The organism is Kitasatospora sp. NPDC086801, from assembly GCF_044745805.1.
Lineage (GTDB): Bacteria > Actinomycetota > Actinomycetes > Streptomycetales > Streptomycetaceae > Kitasatospora.
Genome location: NZ_JBIVAX010000089.1, coordinates 1 through 2,673, shown reverse-complemented (window position 1 = coordinate 2,673; position 2,673 = coordinate 1). Strand labels below are relative to the sequence as shown.

Here is a 2,673-nt window from a genome sequence, read left to right as displayed (position 1 = left end):
AACTCCCAAGTAGCACGGGGCCCGAGAAATCCCGTGTGAATCTGGCGGGACCACCCGCTAAGCCTAAATATTCCCTGGTGACCGATAGCGGATAGTACCGTGAGGGAATGGTGAAAAGTACCGCGGGAGCGGAGTGAAATAGTACCTGAAACCGTGTGCCTACAAGCCGTGGGAGCGTCGTTCATCAGCTTGCTGGTGGGCCGTGACTGCGTGCCTTTTGAAGAATGAGCCTGCGAGTTTGCGGTGTGTAGCGAGGTTAACCCGTGTGGGGTAGCCGTAGCGAAAGCGAGTCCGAATAGGGCGTTTGAGTTGCATGCCCAAGACCCGAAGCGGAGTGATCTAGCCATGGGCAGGTTGAAGCGCGGGTAAGACCGTGTGGAGGACCGAACCCACCAGGGTTGAAAACCTGGGGGATGACCTGTGGTTAGGGGTGAAAGGCCAATCAAACTCCGTGATAGCTGGTTCTCCCCGAAATGCATTTAGGTGCAGCGTCACGTGTTTCTTGCCGGAGGTAGAGCACTGGATAGGCGATGGGCCTTACCGGGTTACTGACCTTAGCCAAACTCCGAATGCCGGTAAGTGAGAGCGTGGCAGTGAGACTGTGGGGGATAAGCTCCATGGTCGAGAGGGAAACAGCCCAGAACACCGACTAAGGTCCCTAAGCGTGTGCTAAGTGGGAAAGGATGTGGAGTCGCAGAGACAACCAGGAGGTTGGCTTAGAAGCAGCCACCCTTGAAAGAGTGCGTAATAGCTCACTGGTCAAGTGATTCCGCGCCGACAATGTAGCGGGGCTCAAGCACATCACCGAAGTCGTGTCATTGCAGCATATAGGGCCAACGCCTGTTGTGATGGGTAGGGGAGCGTCGTGTGCCGGGTGAAGCGGCGGTGGAAACCAGTCGTGGACGGTATACGAGTGAGAATGCAGGCATGAGTAGCGATACAAGAGTGGGAAACTCTTGCGCCGATTGACCAAGGGTTCCTGGGTCAAGCTGATCTGCCCAGGGTAAGTCGGGACCTAAGGCGAGGCCGACAGGCGTAGTCGATGGACAACGGGTTGATATTCCCGTACCCGCTTTGAAGCGCCAACGCTGAACCAGGTGATGCTAAGGCCGTGAAGCCGGCCCGGAGTCTTCGGACAAAGGGACGTGGTGGAGCCGCTGAACCAAGTCTGCAGTAGGTGAGCGATGGGGTGACGCAGGAAGGTAGTCCAGCCCGGGCGGTGGTTGTCCCGGGGTAAGGGTGTAGGCCGAGTGATAGGCAAATCCGTCACTCATTGAGGCTGAGACCTGATGCCGAGCCGATTGTGGTGAAGTGGATGATCCTATGCTGTCGAGAAAAGCCTCTAGCGAGTTTCATGGCGGCCCGTACCCCAAACCGACTCAGGTGGTCAGGTAGAGAATACCGAGGCGTTCGGGTGAACTATGGTTAAGGAACTCGGCAAAATGCCCCCGTAACTTCGGGAGAAGGGGGGCCATTCCTGGTGACGGCACTTGCTGTCTGAGCTGGGGGTGGCCGCAGAGACCAGCGAGAAGCGACTGTTTACTAAAAACACAGGTCCGTGCGAAGCCGTAAGGCGATGTATACGGACTGACGCCTGCCCGGTGCTGGAACGTTAAGGGGACCGGTTAGCTCCACTTCGGTGGGGCGAAGCTGAGAACTTAAGCGCCAGTAAACGGCGGTGGTAACTATAACCATCCTAAGGTAGCGAAATTCCTTGTCGGGTAAGTTCCGACCTGCACGAATGGCGTAACGACTTCTCGACTGTCTCAACCATAGGCCCGGTGAAATTGCATTACGAGTAAAGATGCTCGTTTCGCGCAGCAGGACGGAAAGACCCCGGGACCTTTACTATAGCTTGATATTGGTGTTCGGTTCGGCTTGTGTAGGATAGGTGGGAGACTTTGAAGCGGCAACGCCAGTTGTTGTGGAGTCGTCGTTGAAATACCACTCTGGTCGTGCTGGATGTCTAACCTGGGTCCGTGATCCGGATCAGGGACAGTGTCTGGTGGGTAGTTTAACTGGGGCGGTTGCCTCCTAAAGAGTAACGGAGGCGCCCAAAGGTTCCCTCAGCCTGGTTGGCAATCAGGTGTTGAGTGTAAGTGCACAAGGGAGCTTGACTGTGAGACTGACGGGTCGAGCAGGTACGAAAGTAGGGACTAGTGATCCGGCGGTGGCTTGTGGAAGCGCCGTCGCTCAACGGATAAAAGGTACCCCGGGGATAACAGGCTGATCTTCCCCAAGAGTCCATATCGACGGGATGGTTTGGCACCTCGATGTCGGCTCGTCGCATCCTGGGGCTGGAGTAGGTCCCAAGGGTTGGGCTGTTCGCCCATTAAAGCGGTACGCGAGCTGGGTTTAGAACGTCGTGAGACAGTTCGGTCCCTATCCGCTGTGCGCGTAGGAGTGTTGAGAAGGGCTGTCCCTAGTACGAGAGGACCGGGACGGACGAACCTCTGGTGTGCCAGTTGTCCTGCCAAGGGCATGGCTGGTTGGCTACGTTCGGGAGGGATAACCGCTGAAAGCATCTAAGCGGGAAGCCTGCTTCGAGATGAGCACTCCCACCTCCTTGAGAGGGTAAGGCTCCCAGTAGACGACTGGGTTGATAGGCCGGATATGGAAGCCCTGTGAGGGGTGGAGTTGACCGGTACTAATAGGCCGAGGGCTTGTCCTCAG

1 rRNA gene (only partly in view) is annotated in these 2,673 nt (G+C 56.7%); it reads left to right on the top strand.

From position 1 onward, the window contains the following. Positions 1-2,670, top strand: a 23S ribosomal RNA gene (locus tag ACIPLC_RS38015) (it extends 216 nt beyond the left edge of the window). Positions 2,671-2,673 lie beyond the last annotated feature (3 nt).